We start from the raw sequence: 24,995 nt of genomic DNA on the forward strand, positions 1-24,995 counted from the left end.
TTGCGCAGGGGATGTCGGAGTGTTCTCCGCTCACCTGTATGCTCGTGTGCAGCTTTTTGTGCTTGCGCATCAGGCACGCGAGACCGCGGGTGCAGCGCGCACCCGACATTCCCTGCGTCCTCTCTTCGGAGGGGAGCAACGAGATTGAAAGACTCGGGCGAAAATCAAGCCGCGAGAACGCGGGCCTGTGGCTAAGGGCTGGACGGTGGCGCCGGAGTGGGTTTCAGAAGGAACAATGCGCCGAGCGCTGCAAGGCTTAGCGCGGAAGAGACAATCAGTACGCGGCTGCCCATGATCTCGATCAGAAAACCGAATGCCAGCGGCGCCAAGGCCTGCGCCATCCGCGACGGTGCGCCGATCAGGCCCAGCCGATAAGCATAGTTTTGCGGGCCGAAGATCGCGAGCGGCAGCGTGCCGCGTGCGATCGTCAAGATGCCGTTGCCGGACCCATGGAAGATCGCGAACACGCCGGCCGCTCCACCGCCGAAGATGCCGACGATTGCAGCCCCGATCGGGTGCGTGATGCAGGCAAGCCGTGCCGAGAGCAGGGGGTGATAGCGGCTGAGCAAGCCGGCTTCCACGACCCGCGCAGCTACTTGTGCGGGACCGATCAACGCCCCGGCGGCGATAGCCTGAACGGGCGTCGCGCCGGCCGCTTCGAGAATGCGCGGAAAATGCGCCGCCATCGCGCTGGTGACGGTCCATGCGGTTGCAAAGGTGAACGCCAGCAGCATCATCGGGCGGTCGATCGGCATGTGCGGCTTCACCGCATTGGCGACCGCAGCCTTGGCGCCGGCGACGGTTGGCAACATGAAGAAATTGAGCGGCAACCCGATCACGATATGGGCGGCCGCCCAGGCAAAGCAGGTGTTGCGCCAGCCGATATGTTCCAGTCCAAGCGCCGTCAGCGGCCAGCCGACCGTCGAGGCAAAGCCCGCCAGCAGCGTGATGCCCGTGATCGAGCGCCGTGCTCCCTCGCCATAGATGCGGCCCAGCGCGCCGAACGCGGCGTCGTACAGGCCCATTCCCATGCCGACGCCAAGCAGCAGCCAGGCCACGACCAGCACCGGGATCGAATAACTGAGCCCGAGCAGGGCAAGGCCGCCCGCCAGCGCCAGATTCGAAATGCAAAGCACCGAGCGGCCGCCGACGAGATCGATCTGCCGGCCGACGCGCGGGCCGATGAAGGCCGAGATCACGAGGGAGGCCGAGAATGCCGCGAAGATCCAGTTCGAGGAAACGCCGAGATCGCGGCCGATCGGGTCGGCAAGAATGGCGGGAAGGTAATAGCTGGAAGCCCAGGCCAGCGTCTGAGCCGTGCCGAGAGCCAGGATGAGGGGAAGCTGTGGCGGCGTCATGTCTGCAACGATGCTTTTCTTGACCAGTACAGTGCGAGCGGTCCGAGCAGGATGCCGAAGGCCAGCACGGCAAAAGCTCCTGTCCACGCCGTTGCGTTACCCGGTCCACCCCCGGCATCGAGCGCCACGCCAAGCGCCCATGCGCCAAGCGCGGACAGGCTGAAGCCGACTGTCGAATGCATCGCCATGGTCGCGCCGCGGTTCTCGGGATCGGCGGCCATGGTCATGCCGGAAGTCAACGCACCGGAGTCCGCCGGCACCGTGATGGCATACACGAGCAGGAGAGGAAGCAACATCCACGGCGATTTGTCGGACATGAGACCGATCAGGAGCGCCACCGACGCGGACGCGAACATCACGAGCGTGATGGCGCGATGACGTCCAAGCTTGAGCGCAAGTTCGTTGCCGAGAATGCTCGCCGGCATCGCGAGGATCGAGAAGACGAAGCTGACGATCAGCGGGGTCAGCACCGACGGCTGTCCGTGCTTTGCGATCACGAACGTCCAGAACGCCACGACCCAGGTCCTGATGCCGTAGAGCTCGAAACAATGCGCGCCGTAGCCCAGCACGAATCCCATGGCGTTGGTATTGCGCACGACCGGCGTGAAGTTCAGCAGACGTCGTCCGTTGGCCGGTTTCGGTTCAATCGGCTTGAGCAACGCGCTTGCCGTCAACATCACGATCGGACCGAGCGCGGTGATCGTGAAGGCGGCGCGCCAGCCGAGATTTTCGGCGACGAGTTGGGAAACCAGAAACGACAGGCCGACGCCGAGCGAGAAGCTCGACGTGTAGAACGTCACCGCACGGGAGGAGTCGCCCGGATCAAGGCGGTCGGTCAACGCTTTCAGTCCGGGCATATAGGCTCCGGCAAAGCCGATGCCCGCGAGCGCGTTGAACAAGGCGCCGGACCACAGTCCCGTGGCGAACAGGCCGAACAGCAAGGTTCCGAGCGCACTCACCGCCGAGCCGGCTATCAGAATTTTTCGTGCGTCGATTCGATCGGTCAGCGTCGCCAACACCGGCACCGCCAGCATGTAGCCGGCCGCGCCGGAACCGGCCAACAGTCCTGCCTGTGCGCCGGTCAACTGCCACTCGGGAATCAGGAACGAGGCGAGAAGCGCGGGTACGACGACGTGCGGCAGCAGGCTCCCCAACTGCCCCAGGCACATCGCCACGATAACGGGCTTTCCCTCCAGCCTAATCTTCTCACCTGTTCCGGTCGAAATGCGTCAGGCGCATCCGCAGCCGGCCTTTCCTTCTTGCTTGGCTTTTGCATCGTCGGCGCAACAGGCGTCAACAGCAGAGGGCGCCGGTCCGCCGCAGCACTGGCTTGCGCTGGGCGCAGCCGACCGGTTGCACACACCGGTCTCCGGCAGCACGAGTTCGACGCGCTCGGCCGCGGCGTGGTCGCCGGCAATATCCGCTGCAATCGATCGGACCTGTTCATAGCCCGTCAGCATCAGGAAGGTCGGCGCGCGGCCGTAGGATTTCATGCCGGCGAAATAGAAGCCGGGCTCGGGCTGCGCCAGCTCGCGCGCGCCATGCGGACGCACCGTGCCACAGCTATGCTCATTGGGATCGATCAGCGGCGCCAGCGCCACCGGAGATTCCACCGCCGGATCGAGCAGGATGCGCAGCTCGCGCACAAAGTCGAAATCGGGCCTGAAGCCAGTTGCGACGATCAATTCATCGACGCTGGTCTGGCGGCAGCAGCCTGCACCGAGCTTCAGGCGACCGTCGTCCAGCGCGATGTGCGACACGCGAAACTCGCGTTCGAGTTTGATCTTGCCGTCCGCGACAAGACGCGCGAAGGCGCTGCCCAGTTCGCCCCGCGCGACCAGCTTGTCGTTGGCGCCGCCGCCGAATGCCTTGGCCGGATCGTTGCCGCGCAGCAGCCACACCGGCTGCGTGTTCGGAACCTGTTCGGCGAGTTGCGCCAGATCGATCAAGGTGCCGAGGGCCGAGTGTCCCGCGCCCAGTACGGCAACGGTCTTGCCGGCGTAGCGCGCGCGCTCCTTGCCCAGCACGTCGGGCATGCCGTAGGCGATGCGGTCCTTCGCCGCCCGTTCACCGATGGCGGGCAGGCCGTTCGCGCCGGCAGGATTGGGCGAATGCCATGTGCCGGAAGCGTCGATGACGGCATCTGCGCGCACGACCTCGGGGCCTTTCCCGTTCCGGTACCTGATCTCGAACGGCGCGCTTTCGCGTCCCTTGCTTTTGAGCTTGTCGAAGCCGGCGCGACTGATGTCGGTGACGCGGCTCGACGTGCGGATATGATCGGCGAGGGCGGTTCGCGCGGCCAGCGGTTCGAGATAGCGCTCCACCAGTTCGGCGCCGGTCGGATATTGCTGCGGGTCCGGCGAATTCCACCCCGTAGGCTTGAGCAGCCGCTCGGCGGCACGGTCGATATTGTATTCCCAGGGCGAAAAGAGCTGCACATGGCCCCATTGCCGAACGGCGTGCGCAACGCTGTCGCCGGCTTCCAGCACGATCGGCTTCATGCCGCGTTCGAGGATGTGCGCCGCGGCGGCAAGCCCGACGGGGCCCGAACCAATGATCGCAACGGTCTTCGGATCACTCATCCTTGCTCCTCCCATAAAACCGGAAATATCGAAGTTAGGGACACGGAAAAGTCAGGCCGCGGTCTTTGCGTCCGGCGGTGCGGCGGATTCGGTGCAGCATTCGGCGACGAGAAAATCGACGAGCTCGCGCATGACGCTGTAGTTGGCGTGACAGACCAGCGTGGTTGCCTCCCGTACCTGCGTCACCAGCCCAACCACCACCAGCGCCTTGATGTGGTGGGAGAGGGTGGATGGCGCGATCTTCAGTTTGTCCTGCAAGCGTCCGACCGGCATTCCGGCTCCGCCCGCACGGATCAGCGTGCGGTAGATTTTCAGCCTGGTCGGGTTGCCCAAGGCCTCGAGATGGGCGGCAGCGTCATCGAGTTTCATGGGGGAAGGATGTCACGAGCCGGACTGGCGGTCAACTATATTTCTAGAATTATCGAAATAATAGGAGGCCGCGGCCGCGGCCGGCTGTGGGGAATTGACAAGCGAGTTCCATATATCCATAACTCTAGATATATGGAAACAGAACCCGCTATCCTCGCACTCGCCGCGCTCGCGCAATCCACCCGGCTGGATGTCTTCAGGCTGCTCGTAAAGCACGAGCCTGAAGGGCTGGCCGCGGGTGAGATCGCCAAGGCGCTCGCCGTCCCGCAAAACACCATGTCGGCGCATCTCGCCGTGCTTTCGCGCGCGGGACTCGTTAGCGCACGCCGCATCAGCCGCTCGATCGTCTACCGCGCGGACCTCGCCCGGTTTCAAGCCGTCATGTCGTTCCTCGTGAACGACTGCTGCCAAGGGCGTCCTGAAATCTGTGCGCCGCTGATCGAAAGCATCACGCCGTGTTGTCCACCGAAGCGGAAGGGGAAAGCCCATGCCGGATCACACGTTTAATGTCCTGTTTCTCTGTACTGGAAATTCAGCGCGCTCGATCCTCGCCGAGTCGATTCTCCGGAAGGAGAGCCGCGGCCGCTTCACCTCATTTTCCGCCGGCAGCCAGCCCAAGGGTGAGGTGAATCCACTTGCGATCAAGGTTCTCAGGGATATGGACTATCCCGTCGATGGCCTGCGTTCGAAGAGCTGGGAGGAATTCGCGCGGCCGGAGGCCCCGGACTTGGATTTCGTCTTCACGGTCTGCGACAACGCCGCGGGCGAAGGCTGTCCGATCTGGCCGGGCCAGCCCATGACCGCGCATTGGGGGATCGAAGATCCCGCGGCCATTGAGGGCACCGATTTGCAGAAAGAAGCGGCCTTCGTTGCGGCGTTTCGTTACCTGAAGAACAGGGTTGCGATCTTCACCAGCCTGCCATTCTCCAGCATAGACCGTATGTCACTCGGTACGCGGCTTCGCGACATCGGCCTCATCGATGGCGCAACCATCGGGCGGGGAAAGGCAAGCTGATGTCCGAGTTCGATCTTCCGCGGCGCCTTGCGGCGGAAGCGCTGGGCACCGCGATGCTGGTGGCAACCGTCGTCGGCTCCGGCATCATGGCGGAAACCCTGAGCAAGGACGTTGCGATCCAGTTGCTCGGCAACACGCTGCCGACCGGCGCGATTCTCGTGGTGCTCATCACCATCCTCGGGCCCATCTCGGGCGCGCATTTCAACCCGGCCGTTTCGCTGGTGATGGCGCTGAAGGGCGACATCTCCGGCCATGAGGCGGCGCGCTATGTGGCCGTACAAATCCTCGGCGGAATCGCCGGCACGGTGATCACTCACGCGATGTTCGGCCTGCCGCTGTTCGATTTCTCGATGAAGGTGAGAACCGGCAGCGCGCAATGGCTGGCCGAGGCTGTTGCGGCGTTCGGGCTGATTGCCACCATCCTGGCTGGAATCCGTTTCAACCGGCCAGCCGTGCCGTGGCTCGTCGGGCTCTACATCACCGCGGCCTACTGGTTCACGGCGTCCACGTCGTTTGCAAATCCGGCCGTCGCGATCGCGCGATCCCTCACCAATACCTTCTCGGGGATTCGCCCGATCGATCTTCCCGGCTTCATCGCGAGCGAACTGTGCGGCGCGGTGATCGCGCTGCTGGTGATGAACTGGCTGCTGCGCCGGACGGATGAAGTTGTCACGGTGACAAAAGAGGTTTCGCCATGAGCGTCACGATCTACCACAACCCGGCCTGTGGCACCTCGCGCAACACCTTGGCGATGATCCGCCAGAGCGGCGAGGAGCCCGAGGTGATCGAATACCTCAAGACGCCGCCTAGCCGGGCAAGGCTGATCGAGCTGATCGCGGCCATGGGCATCCCGCCCCGCGCGCTGCTGCGCGAGAAGGGCACGCCCTATTCCGAGCTGGGGCTGGCTGATCCAAAATGGAGCGATGACGAGCTGATCGACTTCATGCTGGCGCATCCCATCCTGATCAACCGGCCGATCGTCGTGACGGCAAAGGGCGTCCGCCTTTGCCGGCCGTCCGAACTGGTGCTCGATCTCCTGGACAATCCCGTCGGCTCCTTTGTGAAGGAGGACGGCGAAGCCGTTACACGCGCGACATAAAGCCGGCGGCGGCGGTCTTCCGCCGATCATGTTCGCACGGCATAATCATGCCATGGAACTCACGCCCCGCCTGCGCCTGATGAACTGGCTGGTCCGCCAGGGTCTGGAAGGCCTGCCCGAAAACGAACTGGTTCGCGGCTTCTGCGAGCGCTGCTGCGCCGAGGGCGTGCCGATCTCGCGCGGGCTGGTCGTCATCGATACGCTGCACCCGAGTTTCGAGGGCCGCGGCTTTCGCTGGAACGACAAGCAGAGCAACGAGAGCGACGCATTCGAATACGGCTCGTCCGCGGTCGGCGAGGCCGCGCAGAACTGGCGCCGCTCGACGTTCTTCCACATGCTCGAGAACGGCCTCGAGGAACTGCTGATCGATCTGTCTGATCTGGACGGGTACGATTTTCCGATGGCCAACGAGATGGCCGCCAAGGGCCACAAGCATCTGCTCACCTTCGTGCACCGGTTCGGCGAGGCGGGCACGATGGGCGAGATGGACTGCGTCTATTCGAGCTGGCAGACCCGGCATGATCGGGGGTTTGGCGAGGGGAGCCTCGAGGCGCTGCGCGATCTCGTTCCCGTGTTGGGGCTGGCGGTGAAGTCGGGCACCCAGGTCGCGATCGCCCGCACCATCGGCCGGGTCTATCTCGGCCACGATGCGGGCGAGCGGGTGCTGGCCGGAAAAATCTCGCGCGGCATGACCGAGCGCATCACCACCGTGCTGTGGTTCTCGGATCTGCGCGGCTCCACAGCTATCAGCGAATCGATCGAGCCCGGCGAGATCATTCCGTTCCTCAATGACTACGCGCAGGCCTCGATCGACGCCATTCACGATGCCGGCGGCCAGGTGCTGAAACTGATCGGCGACGGCGTGCTGGCGACGTTCACCCACGAGAACATGGCGGTGGCCAAGCGCGCCGCCCTGCGTGCCGAACACCGTTTCCGCCACAACATGGACGTGCTCAACGCCCGCCGTTCCGCCGATGGCAGGCCGGTGACGACGGCGCATGTCGGCTTGCATATCGGCGAAGTCTTTTACGGCAATATCGGCAGCGACGACCGGCTCGACTTCACCGTGGTGGGTCCCGCAGTCAACGAGGTCAGCCGCATCGCCTCGATGTGCCGCACGGTCGACCGCGAACTGCTGACCTCATCAGAATTCCGCAACGGCCTCGACGCCGCGGGGCGGAATTTCATGGTCTCTACCGGCCGCTATGCGCTGCGCGGCGTCAGTCGCGCGCAGGATCTCTACACGCTCGATCCTGATATTCTCACGGATGAAGTTGTAGCGGGCCGCTATGCTCGCTACGTGGCGGGCTGAACGCTCCGGACGCGCAGCGCATAGAGTCCCGCCGCGACCAGCGAAAACACCGTCAGCACGACGCCGAGCGCGAACATCGCCTCCTGCGACACGGCGGCGGCCAGCCACACGCCGATCGCCGCGTTCATCATCTGCCAGAAGCCGAGCAGGGCGGAGGCGGCTCCCGCCTTCTCGCCGAATGGCGAGAGCGCCTGCGCCGTGCCGAGTGGATTGACGATGCCCATGCCGAGCAGGAAGACGCTCATCGCGCCGAGGAAGGGCAAGAAGGAGGGGCTGAACCGCGACACCGCCAGCATCGCGACGCTGCCGAGCGCGGCGGCGAGCAGACCGCCGCGGATCGAGCGGTCGAGCCCGAAGCGCGGTGCGATCCGCGTGGCCAGCATGCCCGCGGCGAACACGATCAGCACGGTGCCGGCGAAGAACAGGCCAAGCTGGATCGGGGAGAAGTGCAGCGCCTCGATCAGCACGCGCGGCGCCGCCGAAAACATCGCGAACAGCCCGCCCATGATGAGGCTGACAGTGGCGGCCGGCACCACAAAGCGGCGGTCGGCCAGCAAGCTGGCATAGGTTCTGGCGATCGCCACCGGATTGAGCGGGATGCGGGTCGAATGGTGGGTTTCGCCGAGCACCGCCACATAGGCTACCGCACCGAGCGCGGCAAAGACGGCAACCAGCACGAATTCGGAGCGCCAGCCAAACGCATGATCGAGTGCGCCGCCGAGCAGCGGCGAAAAACCGGGCGCTGCCGCCATCGCGATCATGATCAGCGCCATGGCGCGCGCCAGCGCCGCACCGGAATACATGTCACGGGCGATGGCGCGGGAAAGCACTGATGTCGCGCAGGCGCCGGCGGCCTGGATGACGCGCCCGGCGAGCAGCCCCGGAAGGTCGGTCGCGAGCGCGCACCAGACACTGCCTGCAAAGAACACCGCAAATCCTGCCAGCACCGGCCAGCGCCTGCCAAACCGGTCGGAAACCGGCCCGACGACCAACTGGCCGAGCGCAAATACCGCCAGGAACACCGTGATCGCCGACGTCACCGCAGCCGTCGTCACGTTCAGCGACACCGCCATCTGCGGCAGCGAAGGCAAGAGGATGTTGGTGGCCAGCGTTCCCGTCGCCGCGAGCCCCGCAAGCACGGCGATTTGCAGCACCGTGGAAGAAGTCTCCTTGGCGGGCGCGGTGTCGATGGTCGCGGTCTGATCGGTCATGGCGGCTCCTGTCTATTGAATGATGATTATCATATAAAAGGAGCCAGCGGCAAGCGAGTGCGCCGCGGCGGGGGTATGCGTTCGGGTGAGGGTGCCCGGGACCGTCGGATGGTCCCGGGCGTTTCTCGGCCTATGATGGCAGGCCGCAAGCCCGGCGGATCGCGATCTGGACCGGCGAAGGCGGCAGCGCCGGATCGAATTCTCCGTTCGGCAGCAGCGGCGGCTGCGCCATGAAGCGCGGCCGTGTTCCCCGGTGCGGTTGCGCGGCGTGAACCAGGAACGGGTGGCACAGATAGACGGTGCCCGCCGCACCCGTCGCCAGCTCGACCTCACATTTCGCCGTCGAGGCATAACCATCGGCGGAGAGCTGCCGCAGCGTCGCTCCGGCCTCGCCATAGGGCAGCAGTTGCCGCGCGATGGTTAAGTGCGATCCCTTCCGTATCCGTGTCGGGGCATCGTCGCCGCCGACATCGGAGAACAGAAACAGCATCAACAGCGCGCGCCCACGGCTCTTCACATTGGCGCGCCACTCCATGAAGTCGGGCGTGTCGGTGCCGAAACTCACGTCGATATGCCAGCCGTCATCGCCGGGCGATTGCGGCGAGGGAAAGCGGATCGGAAAGGTGCCGAGGCCTTTCGGTGCAAGCCAGCGGCGCTCGCCGACGAGCCGATCGTAGGCTTGGTGCAGGGCAAGCGTGTTGGCGGCTTCGATGAAGGGCGGCGAGGTCTTGGATGCGACCCGGATAACCGGCTGGATCCAGCCTTCGGGCTTGTCCGGCGACAGGCCGATATCGGCCCACAATTCGTCCCGGCATTGCCTCGCCAGTTCGGCGCTGAAAGCATTTTCGATTTTGACGAAACCATTGTCGATGAAGTCCTGGACCTCGTGCGAGGTCAGGCCGCTGGATTCGGTCTTGGGCATACACATTCTCCGCTCGGCCAGCGCATCGGCGCGGCCGTGTTGATCTCATTGAGGAACGACGTCGGTCGTTCAGATCAGCGGGAAGAATGTGGAGATGAACATCATGCGCGGACCGTACAACGGGGTAAGAGCGCGATCAAGTTGAGACATCTCTTCCGTCATTGCGAGCCAACGGGTCGCGCGAACGCGCGCCCGATGACAGGCTCCGCGAAGCAATCCAGCGTTGCCACAGCAAGAAAGCTGGATTGCTTCGTCGCAAGTGCTCCTCGCAATGACGGTGGTGGTGGCGCGTTCCGTTCCTTTGGCTCGCAACGACGTGAAGGCGGACGATTGTCAACACCCCGCCGGCTCGCCCACCATCTCCGGCTGCCGCGCCAGCGCGACCGCGGGCGACAGCCAGATCACCAGCGCCTGGGCCGCAAAGATCGCCGCCGCCAGCACCAGGCAGGCTTCCGCGCTGTAGAGGCCACCGACGATGGCGCCGAGCGCGGAGCCGAGCGGGCGGGCGCCGTAGCTCATGATGTTGATGGCGGAGACGCGGCCGAGCAGCGAGGGCGGCGTCACCGACTGCCGCAGTGTCGTGGTCGAGATCACCCACAGGATCGGACCGGCGCCCAGCAGGAAGAAGCTCAGCGCGGCGAGCAGCGGCGAGGGGACGAGAATCGTCGCCGCCATTACGCCGGCCGACACAAAGCCCGTGATCGGCCCAAGCCCGATCACCGTGCCGAACGGCAGGCGCTGCATCACTCGCGTTGCCGCCAGCGCGCCGACCACCATGCCGACGCCATACATCGCCAGCGTGGTGCCGACGCCGGTGGCGGAAAGGCCGAGATGGCGTACCGCATAGGGCACGAACACCGCGAGCAGCAGGAACGAGGCGGTATTGAAGATGAACTGCGTGATGAACACCGGCCGCAGATATTCGTGGCGCATCACGAACACAGCGCCTTCCTTGATTTCCTGCATCGGGTGGCGCCGCGGCGCCGGCGCACGCGCCGGCTCGTAGATGCCGGACAGCAGCACGACCGCGATCGCAGACAGCGCTGCGGCAAAGCCGAAAGCAGGCGCCGCACCGATCCAGCCGACCAGCACGCCGCCGAGCGCGGGGCCGCCCGCAAACGCAACCGTGCGTGCGAGTTCAATGCGCGCATTCGCCGCCGGCAATTGCGCTGATGTCACCAGCGACGGCACCAGCGCGGGCGCCGCCACGCTGTAGGCCACCGTGCCGCACACCGCGGCAAAGCCGAGCAGCGCGAGCAGGGGCATGGTGAGCAGGTTGAACCAGAGCAGCAGCAAAATGCCGGCCAGCGCAGCGGCGCGCAGTGCTTCCGAGCCCGCCATCAGCCAGCGCCGCGAAAAGCGGTCGGCCAGCAGGCCGGACGGGATCGCGAACAGGATGAACGGCAGCGTCAACGCCGTCTGCAAGAGGCCGGTCTGGCCTTCGCCGACGCCGAGCAGCAGCACGGCGACGATGGGAGCCGCCGCCAGCGCGATCTGCTCGGCCGATTGCGCCGATAGGTTCGACCAGGCCAGCCGGTTAAACGTCTTGGGCAGGCGAGGAATGTCTACGGTGGACATGGCACGAATCCCTGAAATGGCGATTTTGCTGCATTCTCAGGAATCAGGACGTTCGAACCCACCCGTTTTCCGACTAGGCCAAGCAAAAAGGCCTGCCGCGGAACCACGGCAGGCCTCTTCGATGGACGGCGGTTCAGCGCGCCGTGCGTTTACGATTTGGGACCGAGCGTCGCCTTGGCCGATCCGGAGATCATCGTAGGGGCCGTCGTTGCATCATCTGCGTGATGGGGAGCTGTTGGTTCACTCGAACCGTTCAACTGCTGCGCCGCCAGAGCCTGCGTCAGGCTAGTGAGCGCGTCGGGGCCAGCCGCGAAACCGGCTTCGGACAAGATGCGGTCGATGATCGGCTTGAAGGCCGAGACCGACAGCAATTGCCCCGCGAGACCGTCGCCAAGCCCGACACCCATTCCACCGTGGCCGTTGGCGTGCCCGTTGCCGCCGCGGCCCAGCAGGCTGCCGGTGTCGAAGATCCGGATGTCCGAAATCTTCTCGATCGGCTTGACGGCTTCGGCCAGCGCATTCGGGATCACGTTGATGCGCGCCATCGTCAGGTCGTAGTCGACGATCGCCTGGCTCAACCGGTTGCGCGCTTCCGCTTTCAGCGCGGCGACTTCGGCTTCGGCCTCGCCGAGCTTCTTGACGCCGGCGGCGCGGGTCATGGCCGCGTCCGCGTCGGCCTTGGCGAGCACGTTGGTGGCTTCCGCCTTGTTGGCGGCGGCCTGGCGTTCGGCTTCCGCCATCACGGTGATCGGCATGGCGTTGGTCTCGGCCGCTTTCCGCGCCGCGATCACGTTGATGATCTTGTCGCGCTCGGCGATTTCGGTGGCGCGTGCGGTCGTGACCTTTTCCTCCGCCGCGATGGCCAGCGCACGTGCGGTATCGGCGAGGGTTTGCGCTTCCGATTGCTCCTTGCTCTTGGAGGCGACGACGATCGCCGCTTCCTGCGCCACGATCTGTAGCTCACGCTCCATCTCGGTGGTGCGGCGCTTCACGGCGAGATCGGCTTCGATCTTGCGGGTGTCGCGCGCCTGATTGGCCTCGGTCTGCTTGTTGGCAACCGCCAGTTCCTGCTGGATGCGGTATTCGGCTTCGTTCTGTAGCGCGGTCTGTTCGACCTGCGCCGTCTCCGCGCGCATCGCGGCGGTCTTGTTGGCGATGTCGCGCTGCTGCGCCAGTTCCGCCTCGCGCTTGGTGCTCTCGATCTGTAGCGTGGTCTGCCGCGCGACCAGATCCTGCTGGGCGATGCTGACTTCGGTGGTGCGAACGATCTGGTTGCGCTCCTGCTCGCGCTGCTTGGTGATGTGCGTCAGCGTGGTCAGGCCGTGAGCGTCGAAGAAATTATTGGGATTGAAATGCTTGATGTCGCTCTGGTCGAGCCGCGTCAGCGACACCGATTCCAGCTCCAGGCCATTGTTCTGGATGTCGGCTCCAACAGCGTCCTGCACCGATTTGACGAAGGTCGCGCGCTGCTCCTGCAATTCTTCCATGTTCATGGTGGCCGCGACCGAGCGGAGGCCGTCGACGAACTTGGCCTCGATCAGTTCGCGCAACTCATTGGCGGCATTGGTGCGGCTGCCGAGCGTCTGCGCGGCCAGCGCGATCGACGAGCCGTCGGGTTTGACGCGCAGGTAAAACTCCGCGCCGATATCCACCCGCATGCGGTCCTTGGTGATCAGCGAATCCGGCCCGCCGCGGGCGACTTCCAGCCGCAGTGTCTTGAGGTTCACCGCGGCGGTCGAGTGGAAGATCGGCAGCACCATCGAGCCGCCGTCGAGCACCACCTTCTGGCCGCCGAGACCGGTGCGCACATAGGCCTCATCGCGCGTCGATCGCTTGTACAGCTTTGCGAACATGAGGCCGATGACGAGGATGACGACAACGGCGACTGCGATGGGGATTGCAAGTTCGAACATGTTATGACGTCCTGCCTGATGTTGCCCGTGGTGATGCGATGCGGTTCGCTGAAGCTGCGACCGCGATAAAACCTTTGGCGTCGCGCTCGACCAGCACCACGCTCGCGCCGACCGGCAGCGCATCCGAATCCGCCTTCGCGCGCGCGGCTACCGTGTGCCAGTTGCCGAAGACATCCTTGAGACGGACGCGGCCGGGCAAGCCCTGGTCGAGTGGACCGACCGAGACCTCGCCGACATGGCCGACGAAGTCGGCTTCTTCCACCGCATAGGTCTCGTCGCGCGGCAGGATTTTTGCGATGGCGCGGCTACAGGTTCGCACCATTGGAACCGTCCATGCCGCGGACAGCAGCCCTGCGACCCAGGCCGGCACCGATACGCCGACGCCATGTGCGATACCCTGGATGAAGAAGCCGAGGATCGAAAACAGGCCGAGCGTCAGAATGAGGAGGATAAGGAGCGGCAGGCGTCCGGCATTGAACCAGAGAAACATGCCGCCAAGAAAGCCGTCGTGCTGCGCGTCGGCATGGACGTCCTTGGCGCCAAAATCGACTTCCTTACCGCCGAAGAGGTCGCCGATCGAAAAGCCCACCAGCATCGCGAGGGCTTCGATGCCGCCAAGCACCAGCACGATTCCCGCGGCCACGGCGAAGGGCCGGACATCGGAGGCGAGCAGAAGTTCGCCGATTGCACTCATTGCCGCGACTTGATCCCTGCAAGCCGCGCAGCGGTTTCTACCGCGTTGCAGCCTGTCGCATTTCCCGCCGTTCGCCACCGGCGAGGCGAGGGCACTGTAACGTAACCCTGCGACCCCAGCGATGGCCTTGCGGCACATATGGGGTTGGTCGCGGCAGCCAGCCGCCCGGTTTCATGGAACGCAAGATTTGCTTGCGGAGCAGCGAAGCCCCGACCGGTCTTCGTGTCGCGCTGGAGGCATCGCCTGCAAGACCATGGTGCGCACATTGATTTTGGTTCGAGGCAATCCGTGGCGTGAATGCCGCTGAAGTTCAGGATCAATTTGCCGTGCGACGCTTGCGCACACGCAAGCGCTCGGCATTTCCGCACCTGCGAACCCGCCGAAGCGAGGGTGACGGTACCCAAATATTGATCGCTAGATGCAGTTGCAAATGAGTTGCAATAAAGGAAAAGATCGGCCATCTTAGTGGGATGGATGCCCGAACTCCCAGTTTGCCACCGGATTCGCTGTCAAAGATGATGCCCCAAGCTGCCGGCTGGCGCGCTGACGCCCCAAACACCGCCAGTCTGGCCGAGGTGAATTCGACCGTCGCCGTGCCGCCGGTCGGCGGCATCTGGTGGCGGCGGCTGCTGGCTTTTGCCGGTCCCGGCTATCTCGTGTCGGTCGGCTATATGGATCCCGGCAACTGGGCGACCGATATCGCCGGCGGTTCGAAGTTCGGCTACACGCTGCTGTCGGTCATCCTGCTTTCCAACCTGATGGCCATCCTGCTCCAGGCGCTGGCTGCGCGGCTCGGCATCGTCACCGACCGCGATCTCGCGCAGGCCTGCCGCGCCAGCTTTTCGCGCCCGGTCAACTTCCTGCTGTGGCTCGCCTGCGAGGCGGCAATCATCGCCTGCGACCTCGCCGAAGTCATCGGCACCGCGATCGCGCTGAAACTGCTGTTCGGCATTCCCCTGATGGCTGGCGCGCTGATCACCGCGCTCGACGCCTTCCTGTTGCTCATGCTGATGAACAAGGGCTTTCGTTTCCTCGAGGCCTTCGTGATCGCGCTGTTGATCGTGATCGCCGTCTGCTTCACGATCCAGGTCGTCGCGGCCGCGCCGCCGGTCGCCGGGCTGCTGCGCGGCTTTGTCCCCTCGACCGAGATCTTCACCAATTCGGAGATGCTCTACATCGCGATCGGCATCATCGGCGCCACCGTGATGCCGCATAACCTCTATCTGCATTCCTCGATCGTGCAGACCCGCGCCTATCCGCGCACCGAGGAGGGCCGGCGCGACGCCATCAAATGGGCGACAGCCGACTCCACCATTGCGCTGATGCTGGCGCTGTTCATCAACGCCGCGATCCTGATCGTCGCCGCCGCCACCTTCCACAAGAGCGGCCATTCCGATGTCGCCGAGATCGGCCAGGCCTATGAACTGCTCTCGCCGCTGCTCGGCCTCGGCATCGCCTCGACGCTGTTTGCGGTCGCGCTGCTCGCCTCCGGCCTCAACTCCACGGTGACGGCGACGCTCGCCGGCCAGATCGTGATGGAAGGCTTTCTCAATCTGCGCCTGCCGCATTGGGCGCGGCGGCTGCTCACCCGCGGCATCGCCATTGTGCCCGTCGTCATCGTCACCGCGATCTATGGCGAGCGCGGCACCGCGCAACTCCTGGTGTTCAGCCAGGTGATCCTGTCGATGCAGCTGCCGTTCGCCGTCATCCCGCTGGTCTACTTCGTCTCCGACCGCAGGAAGATGGGCAAGTTCGCCATTCCGATTGCTGTCGGGGCCGTCGCCTGGATCGTCGCCAGCGTGATCGTAATCTTGAATCTGAAGCTGCTGTTCGACACGTTCCTGGGCGACTGATCCCCCACAGTCGCCGTAGCCCGGCTCTTGCCGTGCGCAATTGGTCTCCTGCCTCAGGTCGCCGCCTGGGCAATGAAGTTGCGGACGATCTTCGAGGTCTCGCCGCGCCGAAACGCCAGAGACAAGTGTACGATTGGAGCGTCCCCTTTGACCTCGCGATAAGCGACGCCGGTCACATGAAGCTGGCGCATGGACGCCGGCACGAGCGAAAAGCCAAGCTCGGCCGCCACCAGGCTGACGACAGAGCTGATCTGCGGAGCGGACTGCCCGAAGGTCGGCTCGAAGCCCGCCCGCTGGCAGGCCTTGATCACGGTATCAACCCAGCCCGATCCGCGCGGCGTCAGAATGAGCGGATCTCCCTTCAGGCGGATGAGATCGATTTCAGTCGACTTCGCCTCCGGATGGCTTGCCGGCAATACGACGAGCATCTTCTCGCTGGAGAGACGCCGGAACTGTAGATCGTCTCCGCCCTCATTGGGGCGCAAAAACACCGCGTCCAGCTCGCCTTCCCGAAGACCTGCAACGAGACGGGATGTGCTCGCCTCTTCGAGTGTCAGATGCACGTCCGGATAAGCTCGTCGAAACGATCGGATCGTCGAGGAGACCACCGGATTGAACGGTGCCGAGTTGGTAAAGCCCACGCGCAGCGAACCGATTTGACCCCTCGCAGCCCTTTGCGCGGCTCGAACGGCGCGCTCCGCCTGCATGGGAATGACCTGAATGTTTTCCAGAAAAGCGCGCCCCGCCTCGGTCAGCTCGGCGCCTTGGGGGATGCGATGGAAGAGCTGAGCCCCGACTTCGGCCTCGAGATCCTTGATCTGCTGGCTGAGCGGCGGCTGCCCGATTCCAACGCGGGCAGCGGCGCGTGTGAAGTTTCGCTCCTCGGCAACCGCGAGGAAATAGCGGATGTGGCGCAGTTCCATGTCAGTGCCAAAAGCTATCGAGACCGCCTGTTCTATATATTTGACGGCGTCCGGGTCGAAATCAAATATCCCTTATGCGGGGCAACAACTGACCTGGACGATCGAAGTTGAACCGGAACCTGAGTGCGCAGCTTGAAAGACGAATTCCTGAACCGACCGTGAGGGGGAGGGAACCCGGTTTTCCGGTTGCTACAGCTTCGCCGTCCGCGGAACCCGAGCCCGATCGACCATTTGCTCCTTCGCACCGTCAGCGCGCCTTGCTGTGCCTCCTTGCGCTGGCGGCAGCCTTCCTCGCCTGGTGGATGTCCGGCTATCTGTTTGCCTACACGGACGACGCCTACGTCACCTCCGATATCGTATCGATCACGCCGGAAGTGAGCGGGCCGATCGAGGCGGTCCATGTGACCGACAACGAATGGGTGAAGCGGGGAACGCTGCTCTTCACCATCGATCCGCTTCCGTTCCGCCTGGCCGTCGAGCAGGCGCGCGCGGAGGAGGCACGTACGCAGGCGCAACTGCCGGTCGACGAGGCTCAGTTGCAGGTGCTTCGGGCGCAGAAGGAATCGGCAGAAGCCGCAGCGAAGCTCGCCGCGGCAAATCTGCGCCGTGATACGCCGCTTGGCCAGTCCGGATGGATCTCCGCGCAAGCCCTCGACAGGACCCGGACCGCCGAGGCGCAAAGCACGGCCCAGCAGCACGCGGCCGAAGCGGCCCTGCAAAAGGCGCACGAAACCCTCGACCTCGACAAGACCGCCGTCGCCTCGGCCCGTGCCGCACGCCAGCTCGCCGAATGGCGCCTGAGCCGAACCAAAGTGGTGGCGTCCGTCGACGGTTACGTGACCCATCTTGCCGTTCAAGCCGGCGACATGGTTTCGCCGAACCAGGCGGCGGTTGCGATCGTGGATGGCAACGCCTGGCGCGTTATCGCCAACTACAAGGAATATTACCTGCGCCACCTTCGTCCCGGCGGACTCGCCTGGGTCTGGCTCGATAGCCATCCCTGGCACCTCTACCGGGCGCGCATCCAGGGCGTGGCTCACGGCATCAGCCGTCAGCGAGGCAGCGAGGCGCTGGTGCCCTTTGTCTCTCCGACCGTGAACTGGATTCGCCTACAGCGACGGATTCCAGTCCGATTCACGCTTCTCGACTCTCCCGGCGACGACCAGCTCTTCATGGGCGCCGACGCCCGGGTCCTTGTCATCTACTGACGGGAGGGTGCTGGCCATGCCGCTGCTGATATCGATCCTGCGTCCCATACCGCAAGCGCTGGTGCGTGAGCTCAAATCGCTCGAGCTGCGCGGCCCGCGCGCCCGCGAGGCAGCCAAGACCGTGTTCTCGGTGCTGGCGGCCGTCGCGGCGGCGACCGTTCTCAATCTTGATGATCTCTCCTGGGCGGCGTTCAGCGGCTACATGGTCATGCGCGGCAGCTTCGCCGAGACATTGCCACGGGCCATCATGCGCATCGCGGGCACCGTCGCAGGCGCGCTGCTCGGCCTGCTGCTCGCGCCCGGGGCGGCGGATGATCCCTTGCTGTTGATGATCTTCCTCTTCCTGGTGTCATGGATCGGCACGTTTCAGTCGCTGGCGAGCGAATACAGCTACGCATGGCTGTTCTTCGGCCTCACCGCCGGGATGGTCATCACCGAAGCGCTCGCCGCGCCTGATGCGGTCGTGCATTTCGCAGCCACGCGGGTGGCAGAGATCGCGGTCGGAACGGCAGCATGCCTTGTGGTTGCAGGCCTGTTCTCGGATGCGCCGGGCGGCAGGGAACGACATGCCGGCGACGTGCCCCGGTCCAGACGTCTGCGCGGTGTGTTGCATGAGGACTGGCTGCGAGAGCGTTGGCCGCTGTTCGAGCATTGTACGCGCGCGGCGCTGGCCGTCGCCTTGCTCCCCCTTGTCTGGCGATGCTTCGGCATTGAGGATTTCTCACAAACCGCGATCACATCCTACGTCATCATGATCGTCCCATCGGCGGCGGCAGGCGAGCGCCGATACGCTACTATCTACGAGAGGATAGCCCACAGGGCGCTCGGATGCCTGCTTGGCAGCGCGGTCGCCCTTGTCTCGATCGGCCTCTTCGGCACGGGATTGCCGGTGACCGTCCTCACCCTCGCTGCCGGCGTCTGGGTCGGCCATCACATTCAGACGGGACGGGAGATCAACTATCTCGGAACGCAGTTCACGCTTGGACTTCTCATCACGCTTGTTCAGGGGCCGGCTCCGATCACCGACATTACACCTGGCCTGGAGCGCTTGCTTGGTATCGCGATTGGTTCCGCCATGCTGGGTCTGACGACACTCGCCTGGCCGTTGGCTCAAGACAAGCAGCGTCCCGGCGCGGCGTCGCCAATAGTATGACTATAGCGAACACCAGGCGGCTGCGCCGTTCACCGAAAACTGAAAGGCGTGTCCGAAAACGCCAAGCCGATTTTCGCAGAAATGGCCAGACTGATACCGGCTTCAAGCCGGGCGAGCACGACACTCGCTTGAAGGCACGCCGAATTGAACGGCTCGAGCAAGGATATCCGTGCGCGCATTGACAAGAGAACGGTGCGCCAATCGACCCCTCTCATTGCAAGTCGAAGTAGGCAGCCTGAAATGAATCATGTAGCAAGACCAGCTCCGCCTATAGCAAGACCAATACCGCTTCATTGTCTTCCACTGACAGACGCTACGGTACTTGAGCTTTACGAACATGTTTTTGCACCTTGGGTAAAAATGCTCGGCCTTCGTGAATTCACGGTCAGCCCGGGTGTCGTGTCCGCGGTGCTTCCGCAAAATGATGCGCTCAAGTTTTCAAGCGGTGCAGTATGTGGTCAGGCCATTATGGCAGCCATTGACACGGTCGTATCACTGTCCATGGCCACGACGGGGCGCGCCCCCAAAGGCACCGTCTACCAACACACTCACTTCTTGCGTCCCGCCGTCAACGATGACTTTTATGTAAGAGCGGAAGTACTACGCTTTGGCAAAGCGTCGGCCTTCGCGGAAACCCGCGTATCGTTTGCATCTACGGGAGAGCTGGTCGCGCACGCCAGCCTGGAATTCGCCTTCTGACTCGCTCAACCGTTTCGTCATCGCAATCCGCCGCTAATGCCGGCTTGCTCGCTCGACTTTCCGGCTTCAATCGATTTTCAGGCCGAGCTTGGTCACCAGCGGCTCCCAGAACTTGACCGCAGCGGCGAGCACCTTGCGAAAGCTTTCCGGATCGGAATCCGGCGTCGCTTCAAATCCCCCATCGATCATCAGCCGCTGATATTCAGGCGTCGACAGCAGCGCGCGGCTCGCGCCGGCGATCTTGTCGATGATCGGCGCCGGCGTTCCGGCGGGAGCGAGCAGGCCGTAGGAACTTTCGTTGGCAATGCCCGGAAAGCCGGCCTGCACCACGCTCGGCAGCTCCGGCGCTGCGAGCAACGGTTTCGTGCTCGTAATCGCCAGAATGCGCAGGCCGCCGGACTTGTGCTGTCCCAGGCTTTGCCCTGTGAATCCGACAACACCCATCGGAATCTGACCGCCGATCAGGTCCGCCATGACCGGCCCTGCGCCCCGATAGGGAACCTGTACGAGCTCGGGAATGCCGGCGATCGACTTGAACAACTCGCCGACCAAATGATTGGTCGAACCAATGCCGACATGGCCGTAGGAGACCTTGCCAGGATTGGCTTTGACATGCGCGACGAGTTCGTCGAGCGTTTTGGCAGGGACTGAAGGATGTACTGCGAAGCAGACATAGCCCGATGCGATCTGCATGATCGGATCGAGATCCTTGTTCGGATCGTAAAGAGGCCTTGCCTTCAGCAGCGCTTCGTTGACATGCGGCAGCGTGCCGCCGAGCAGGATGGTGTACCCGTCGGGGCGCGCCTTGGCCACCGCGGAGGCGCCGAGCGACGCACCGGCACCGCCGATGTTCTCCACGACGACCGAACCGAGCAGCGGCTTGATGCGCTCGGCCCATGGCCGCCCCAGCGTATCGTAGGCGCCTCCCGGCGGGAACGGCACGACGAGGCGAATGGGCCGGTCGGGATAGGACTGCGCCGCAGCAACGCCCGGGAAGATCAAAGGCGCCGCTGCACTTCCAAGAAGCTTTAGGATATCACGCCGCGATTTCTGCATGAGGCGCCCCGAGCTTTTGCTTAGCCGACGCATACTTCACTTGGAATGGCGGATTGGCAAGGTCGAACGCGCCGTGGCGTGCTGTCCTGTCTGCCGGAAGCGCCGAAGCATCAATCACGCTGAGCCCGGAGGACCGCCGCTCTCAGGATGAGTGTGGCCGGTCGCCCAAGGGAAAAAACCAAGGGAGCACTCAGCGGAGCAGATCGGCCACAGCGTTGCGCGCGATATCGTTTTCGGATGGCAGTCCCAGCGAGATCCTCGCCCAGTTGTCGAGAGGTGCAAACCCGCGGCCGATATCGACGCCTTTCGACCTCAGGTCCGCGGAAAACGCGACCTGTGGGCGGCCCGCATCAAAGAACACGAAATTGCCGCGCGAGTCGGAATGCCGGACGTTCAGGCGGTCGAGCAGTCGGTGCCACTTCTCGCGTTCGGCCGTGACTTGCCTCCGGATGGACGAGACATATTCGGCGTCCTGCAGGCTTCCAAGTGCCGCAGCAATCGCAAACCGATCGAGCCCCGTCGTGGCACCCATACCGGCGCGCTTCAGGGTGCCGGCATAGGCTTTCGGCGCGACGGCGTACCCGATCGCCATGCCTGCGAGTCCGTAGATCTTCGAAAACGTCCGAAACACAATGACGTTGTCTCCGGCACGGGTCAGGCCGACGGCCGTTCGCTGCTGAAAGTCGGGCTCGAATTCCAGATAGGCCTCGTCCACGATCACGGTCGTGCGCTTCGACACCTCCCGCACGAATTCCAGGAACGTATCGCGCTGGCTGACTGTCCCGCTCGGGTTATGGGGATTGACGATGTAGACGGCCCGCGTCTGCGCGCTAACCCTCGCTGAAATCGCGGGCAAGTCGTTCTCCAGCCGATCGTTCAGGGGAATCGCGACCGTCGTTCCGCCACCCGGTGCGACCGCATCGATCAATGCTGTATAACCCGGCGCCGAGTAGAGGAACTCCGACCCTACGGGACTGGTCAAGGCCAGGTGCAGGCCCAGCGGTGCCAGAATTTCACCGAGTACGATCTGACCGTTGGCAACCTGTTCTCGCGCTGCAATGGTCTCCGTCAGCAGATCAACCCGATCAGGATAGCGGCACATCAACTCCATTTCCTTGCGGACTTCGTCCTTTGCGTTCTTCGAAGGTCCCATCGGGTTCTCGTTGAGCGACAAGCGAACAAGCCTGGAGTCTGACGATCTTGCACTCGCCAGGGCTGGAAGAAGAGGAAGACAGCCGAGCATGACGGTGTTCGCAGCCAGGTACTCGCGTCTGCTGATTGGGTTACGATTGGTCATCGCGTTACGTCCGCGTTTTCGAATGGGCAGTTTGTTTCAGTTGTCACATCGGCTGGGAGGAAGCGTCGAGAACGACGGGTCCAATTGCGGTCCGTCGCCCTCTACGGCATCCGGTTGCAACCGGAGCTGTCTGTTCAGTCAGGTCGGCATCAGGGGCAGCGGTGCGCTTTGCTCGATCAGCTGCTGGCGTTTGAGCTCTTCCCAGAAGGCCGGTGGAATCGTCGCCTTCATCGAGCTTGCGTTGGCGAGCGCCTGCTCATCGGTATGTGCGCCCACGATCAGCGCGACGACGACGTCCGGCGCAGCCGAAAATTGGAGCGCAGCGGTGCGCAGGTCCACGCCAAATTGAGCCGCAATGGCGCGCAGCTTGTCGCGTTTGGCGATATGCCCGGCCGGGATGTCCCAACTATTCTTCCCGTAATTGTAGCGGGGACTTCCGGAGATAAAGCCGGCGTTCAGCGCAGAGCCCACCACGAAGCTCACGCCCCGCTGCCGCGCCACGGGAAACACGTTGTTCAACGCGTTGGCGTGATCGATGAGCGAGTATTGCGACGCCAGCAGGCAAACGTCCGGATCTGATTCGCTCATCACGCGGAGGATCGGTTCGGGCGTGTTCACGCCAATGCCCCACGCCTTGATGATGCCCTCGTCGCGCATCCGTGACAGTGCGGGGAAGGCGCCCTTCAGCGCGACCGCGAACTCCTCCTGCCATGGCCGCGGCAGCAGCTTGTTGTCCGATGAGATGTCGTGGACGAAGACGACGTCGATACGATCGATGCCCAGCCGCTGAAGACTGTCCTCGATCGATCGCTTCACGCCGTCAGCGGTGTAGTCGAACGCGACATTGTTGGGCGAGTTGCCGTAAGGGAAATTCGACCTGGAGTCGTTGCGTGGGGATGCCTTGAGCAGCTTCCCGACCTTGGTGGAGATCATGTAGCTGTCGCGCGGCTGGTTGTGCAGGAACATGCCGAACCGCCGCTCGGCGCTGCCGAGACCGTACCAGGGCGACGTATCGAAATAGCGGACACCCGCGTTCCACGATGCTTCCAGCGTCTTCATGGCATCCTCGTCCGTTACGACCTCGAATTCGCTGCCGATGGGAACGCCACCGAGACCGAAGCGAAATTCCGGTTTGATCATCTGTTGCGTGCGGTTGGGCATCGCGTTGGCTCCAGTTGATTGGGATGGCGCGGCGGCGACTGCTTGCGAGGACAACATCCCGCTCGCCGCCGCCGCCGTGGCCATGGCTAGAAATTCGCGACGGTCGCTCGTTTCGTACGGCATGGTTTGCTCCTGTTTGCTGTGTCAGATGCCGATCGTTTGCCGATAGCTCGTGCCGGCGCTGTCGCAGCCGACGCCCTTTTCGCAACAGGACCTCTCGTCTTCATTCGAGTGATCCCGCTTGGTGGACTAACAACGCCCGGGCTTGTTTGTCAGGCCGTCTCGGTCCGTAAGAGGTATCCAGGCGTCCGAAGATGCGCGGCTGCCGCGCCGACGCGATGCTTCGATCTCCGCAGAGATACGCTTTTGGTGTTCAACGCCGTGAACGGTCTGGTGCCTGCGAGGTCCGATCAAAATGGCAAAGTCAGAGACTTGGGCAAAACTGGCGGCAGCGCGATCCGTCGGTTTAGACAGGCAACGGCAAGTGTTGCCGGCCATTGCGCCGCCCTTCTGTCGTCGTTTCGTGGGCGCGAAGCTGTTGCGGAGAGGCGCCGAACAAAGCACGAAACGCGCGACTACAGGATGTCCGCGACTGCCAACCATTATCGGCTGCCGCAACCGCAAACGGGCGGTTGTCCTCCAGCAGCGCGCGGCGGATACGAAACAGGCGCCATCGGGCCACATAGTCCATCGGGGTGAGACCCGAGCGCCTCCGAAAATGCTCCGCAAAGGACGACCGCGACATTCCCGCCTCGGCCGCAAGCCGCGCGATCGTCCAGTCTTCTGCAATGGCCGCATGGAAGGCTCGCAGCGCACGGCCGAGTCGCGGATCGGTAAGCCCCGCAAGCCAACTGCGCTCCTGTTCGCCGTGCAACACCAGATGCGCTCGCAGCGCCTGAACAAAAAGGATTTGAGCGATCCGAGCGACCACCAACTTTTCTCCAATGGAGCCGCTTCCCGCCTCATGACGCAGCACCGCCAGCGTTGCACGCAGTGGTACGCCTTCAGGCGATCCGGCCGGGATATGGATCAGGAGCGGCAGCGCCAGCCGCAGCCATTCGGCTCCCACATCATCCAGGCTGAAGCGTCCGCCGATCACGACCAGTTCAGGCTCGCCGTCTCCATGACGGATGATGCCTGACTTGCGCCGGTGTGCTTCGAAGAAGCACTTCCCGTCGACCGGGGGCACCTCGGCAGTCCGCGTTATGTAGGCGGTATCGTCGGTCAGGAGATAGCAATCGCCGGCCGAAACGCGAACCGAAGGGATGCCGTCCGGGCAGAGTTCAAAACTACCCGAAACGACCGCCCCGTAGGTGAGATGCTGCCCCTCTGGAAAGTGCAAGGAGTAGGGTCTGTTGCTCTCGAAGCGGAACGTTCTTGCACGCGAGACCCGCATGGCCGACAGGATGTCGGACAGCGGATCCAGTGTTGTCTGGCGCGACGGTGACATGTTCCCAAAAATCGTGCTTGGGACGGTCCACATCAAGTGGGGCGAATCCCATCGGCACCGGTAAGTGTGAATCCCCGTGCAATTCCCCGTGCAATGCTCCCGCTCCGTCAGACACAGTATTTTGTGTTGCGCCCATTTCTGG

General features: G+C 63.8%; 23 protein-coding genes. 9 read left to right on the forward strand and 14 right to left on the reverse strand.

Annotated features, from left to right (window positions below; translation table 11 throughout):
• Positions 1 to 191: 191 nt before the first annotated feature.
• Genes JQ628_RS31305 through JQ628_RS31320 form a run of 4 tightly spaced genes read right to left on the reverse strand, consistent with a single transcriptional unit; the run spans position 192 to position 4,309 of the window.
• Positions 192 to 1,358 carry an MFS transporter gene (locus JQ628_RS31305; protein WP_212229596.1) on the reverse strand — a complete coding sequence of 389 codons (1,167 nt, stop codon included), beginning with the start codon at positions 1,356 to 1,358 and terminating at the stop codon, positions 192 to 194.
• Positions 1,355 to 2,527, reverse strand: coding sequence for an MFS transporter (locus tag JQ628_RS31310; RefSeq protein ID WP_212229740.1), 1,173 nt, complete (start codon positions 2,525 to 2,527; stop codon positions 1,355 to 1,357). The genes JQ628_RS31305 and JQ628_RS31310 overlap by 4 nt, the downstream gene beginning before the upstream one ends.
• 60 nt (positions 2,528 to 2,587) lie before the next feature.
• Positions 2,588 to 3,940: an NAD(P)-binding domain-containing protein gene (locus JQ628_RS31315; RefSeq protein WP_212229598.1), complete on the reverse strand. Its 1,353-nt coding sequence runs from the start codon at positions 3,938 to 3,940 to the stop codon at positions 2,588 to 2,590.
• A 51-nt stretch (positions 3,941 to 3,991) separates the two neighbouring features.
• On the reverse strand, positions 3,992 to 4,309 hold the full coding sequence (locus tag JQ628_RS31320) for an ArsR/SmtB family transcription factor (RefSeq protein ID WP_212229600.1): 318 nt from the start codon (positions 4,307 to 4,309) through the stop codon (positions 3,992 to 3,994).
• A 132-nt stretch (positions 4,310 to 4,441) separates the two neighbouring features.
• Between JQ628_RS31320 and JQ628_RS31325 the strand changes: the two genes are divergently transcribed.
• From JQ628_RS31325 to JQ628_RS31345, 5 genes are read left to right on the forward strand one after another with little or no spacing between them, the layout of a single operon-like run.
• Positions 4,442 to 4,816, forward strand: coding sequence for an ArsR/SmtB family transcription factor (locus JQ628_RS31325; protein WP_212229602.1), 375 nt, complete (start codon positions 4,442 to 4,444; stop codon positions 4,814 to 4,816).
• Entirely contained in the window at positions 4,797 to 5,324 is a 528-nt protein-coding gene (locus JQ628_RS31330; RefSeq protein ID WP_212229604.1) for an arsenate reductase ArsC, read from the forward strand. The genes JQ628_RS31325 and JQ628_RS31330 overlap by 20 nt, the downstream gene beginning before the upstream one ends.
• Positions 5,324 to 6,022, forward strand: a complete 699-nt coding sequence (locus JQ628_RS31335; RefSeq protein ID WP_212229606.1) for an aquaporin — start codon at positions 5,324 to 5,326, stop codon at positions 6,020 to 6,022. Before JQ628_RS31330 ends, JQ628_RS31335 begins: the two co-directional genes overlap by 1 nt.
• A complete protein-coding gene (gene arsC, locus JQ628_RS31340) occupies positions 6,019 to 6,423 on the forward strand; it encodes an arsenate reductase (glutaredoxin) (RefSeq protein WP_212229614.1) in 405 nt (134 codons plus the stop codon). The genes JQ628_RS31335 and arsC overlap by 4 nt, the downstream gene beginning before the upstream one ends.
• Positions 6,424 to 6,475: 52 nt before the next feature.
• Positions 6,476 to 7,735: an adenylate/guanylate cyclase domain-containing protein gene (locus JQ628_RS31345; protein ID WP_212229616.1), complete on the forward strand. Its 1,260-nt coding sequence runs from the start codon at positions 6,476 to 6,478 to the stop codon at positions 7,733 to 7,735.
• On the opposite strand, the gene JQ628_RS31350 is transcribed toward JQ628_RS31345, so the two are convergent.
• The 5 genes from JQ628_RS31350 to JQ628_RS31370 form a co-directional block, all read right to left on the reverse strand.
• On the reverse strand, positions 7,720 to 8,946 hold the full coding sequence (locus JQ628_RS31350; protein WP_212229618.1) for a multidrug effflux MFS transporter: 1,227 nt from the start codon (positions 8,944 to 8,946) through the stop codon (positions 7,720 to 7,722). The two genes, JQ628_RS31345 and JQ628_RS31350, sit on opposite strands and share 16 nt — an antisense overlap.
• 130 nt (positions 8,947 to 9,076) lie before the next feature.
• Complete coding sequence (locus JQ628_RS31355; protein WP_212229620.1) at positions 9,077 to 9,868, reverse strand: phytanoyl-CoA dioxygenase family protein; 792 nt, start codon at positions 9,866 to 9,868, stop codon at positions 9,077 to 9,079.
• Positions 9,869 to 10,201: 333 nt separating this feature from the next.
• Entirely contained in the window at positions 10,202 to 11,446 is a 1,245-nt protein-coding gene (locus tag JQ628_RS31360; protein WP_212229622.1) for an MFS transporter, read from the reverse strand.
• A gap of 149 nt (positions 11,447 to 11,595) precedes the next feature.
• The gene (locus JQ628_RS31365) at positions 11,596 to 13,359 is read right to left on the reverse strand and encodes a flotillin family protein (protein ID WP_212229629.1); all 1,764 of its coding nucleotides are present in this window, start codon (positions 13,357 to 13,359) and stop codon (positions 11,596 to 11,598) included.
• A 1-nt stretch (position 13,360) separates the two neighbouring features.
• Positions 13,361 to 14,053 carry an OB-fold-containig protein gene (locus JQ628_RS31370; RefSeq protein WP_212229631.1) on the reverse strand — a complete coding sequence of 231 codons (693 nt, stop codon included), beginning with the start codon at positions 14,051 to 14,053 and terminating at the stop codon, positions 13,361 to 13,363.
• Between the two features lie 470 nt (positions 14,054 to 14,523).
• Here JQ628_RS31370 and JQ628_RS31375 point away from each other — a divergent pair, with 470 nt between their 5' ends.
• Entirely contained in the window at positions 14,524 to 15,906 is a 1,383-nt protein-coding gene (locus tag JQ628_RS31375; protein ID WP_212229633.1) for an Nramp family divalent metal transporter, read from the forward strand.
• 53 nt (positions 15,907 to 15,959) lie between these two features.
• Here the strand turns inward: JQ628_RS31375 and JQ628_RS31380 are convergent, their stop codons facing one another.
• Positions 15,960 to 16,829 (reverse strand): LysR family transcriptional regulator, encoded by an 870-nt coding sequence (locus tag JQ628_RS31380; protein WP_212229634.1) that lies wholly within the window; start codon positions 16,827 to 16,829, stop codon positions 15,960 to 15,962.
• A gap of 107 nt (positions 16,830 to 16,936) precedes the next feature.
• Between JQ628_RS31380 and JQ628_RS31385 the strand changes: the two genes are divergently transcribed.
• The 3 genes from JQ628_RS31385 (at position 16,937) to JQ628_RS31395 (ending at position 19,889) form a co-directional block, all read left to right on the forward strand.
• Positions 16,937 to 18,037 carry an HlyD family secretion protein gene (locus tag JQ628_RS31385; RefSeq protein WP_212229636.1) on the forward strand — a complete coding sequence of 367 codons (1,101 nt, stop codon included), beginning with the start codon at positions 16,937 to 16,939 and terminating at the stop codon, positions 18,035 to 18,037.
• A gap of 16 nt (positions 18,038 to 18,053) precedes the next feature.
• Complete coding sequence (locus tag JQ628_RS31390; RefSeq protein ID WP_249128660.1) at positions 18,054 to 19,190, forward strand: FUSC family protein; 1,137 nt, start codon at positions 18,054 to 18,056, stop codon at positions 19,188 to 19,190.
• A 240-nt stretch (positions 19,191 to 19,430) separates the two neighbouring features.
• Complete coding sequence (locus tag JQ628_RS31395) at positions 19,431 to 19,889, forward strand: PaaI family thioesterase (protein WP_212229639.1); 459 nt, start codon at positions 19,431 to 19,433, stop codon at positions 19,887 to 19,889.
• 66 nt (positions 19,890 to 19,955) lie between these two features.
• On the opposite strand, the gene JQ628_RS31400 is transcribed toward JQ628_RS31395, so the two are convergent.
• The 4 genes from JQ628_RS31400 to JQ628_RS31415 form a co-directional block, all read right to left on the reverse strand.
• The gene (locus JQ628_RS31400) at positions 19,956 to 20,945 is read right to left on the reverse strand and encodes a Bug family tripartite tricarboxylate transporter substrate binding protein (protein WP_212229641.1); all 990 of its coding nucleotides are present in this window, start codon (positions 20,943 to 20,945) and stop codon (positions 19,956 to 19,958) included.
• A gap of 190 nt (positions 20,946 to 21,135) precedes the next feature.
• The gene (locus JQ628_RS31405; RefSeq protein WP_249128650.1) at positions 21,136 to 22,242 is read right to left on the reverse strand and encodes a pyridoxal phosphate-dependent aminotransferase; all 1,107 of its coding nucleotides are present in this window, start codon (positions 22,240 to 22,242) and stop codon (positions 21,136 to 21,138) included.
• A gap of 138 nt (positions 22,243 to 22,380) precedes the next feature.
• Positions 22,381 to 23,403 carry an aldo/keto reductase gene (locus tag JQ628_RS31410; RefSeq protein WP_212229643.1) on the reverse strand — a complete coding sequence of 341 codons (1,023 nt, stop codon included), beginning with the start codon at positions 23,401 to 23,403 and terminating at the stop codon, positions 22,381 to 22,383.
• Positions 23,404 to 23,869: 466 nt separating this feature from the next.
• Complete coding sequence (locus JQ628_RS31415; RefSeq protein WP_249128661.1) at positions 23,870 to 24,886, reverse strand: AraC family transcriptional regulator; 1,017 nt, start codon at positions 24,884 to 24,886, stop codon at positions 23,870 to 23,872.
• Positions 24,887 to 24,995: the final 109 nt, after the last annotated feature.

The sequence above is a fragment of the Bradyrhizobium lablabi genome, assembly GCF_018129385.1.
Lineage (GTDB): Bacteria > Pseudomonadota > Alphaproteobacteria > Rhizobiales > Xanthobacteraceae > Bradyrhizobium > Bradyrhizobium lablabi_C.